A 493-nucleotide genomic window follows, 5' to 3' on the forward strand; every position below is an offset into this window, starting at 1 on the left:
CTCGGTGAGCCGGTCGCAGTCGAACAGTTTGCCGTCGAGGATGACGTGGGACCAACCGTCGGCGGCGACCCGGCGCAGGGCGGCGTGGAGATCCTCGGCCTGCGCGGCGAGGACCGTGATGCCCTCGGCGAGGTACCGGTAGGCGGTCGCCCGGGAGACGCCGAAGCCGGCGCCGAGCAGCGCGACGTCCTCGCCCTCGCGAAACCAGACGAGCACCATCAGCGCCTGGCGGAAGCAGGTCAGGGCACGGGTGCCGGTACGGGTTCCCCGCGTCCGGCGTTCCGCGGCGAGCAGCCGGCTGACGTACTGCACGAGTTCCCTGGGGACGTCGACCATGGCACGATATGCGATCACGTGGGGTCCTCACCGGTGGGTGATCTTGTGGTGAGAACTACCTACCGAGGGCCCCACGCCCTCCTCCAGCACTGTCCGGCTTCACCGGATTCGCCCGTGTCGCACCAATCAAACCTTTTGCGTTGCTGAGATCAGCTCA

The 493-nt window shown here is 68.2% G+C and carries 1 protein-coding gene; it reads right to left on the reverse strand.

The genetic code is table 11. The annotated features are described in order from the left end of the window. Positions 1 to 354: helix-turn-helix domain-containing protein (locus tag ACFHWT_RS31450; protein ID WP_416598339.1), on the reverse strand; the 354-nt coding region annotated here is incomplete at its 3' end. Between the last annotated feature and the right edge of the window lie 139 nt (positions 355 to 493).

The sequence above is a fragment of the Micromonospora sp. LOL_021 genome (assembly GCF_048060215.1).
In the GTDB taxonomy this organism is placed as follows: domain Bacteria; phylum Actinomycetota; class Actinomycetes; order Mycobacteriales; family Micromonosporaceae; genus Micromonospora_E.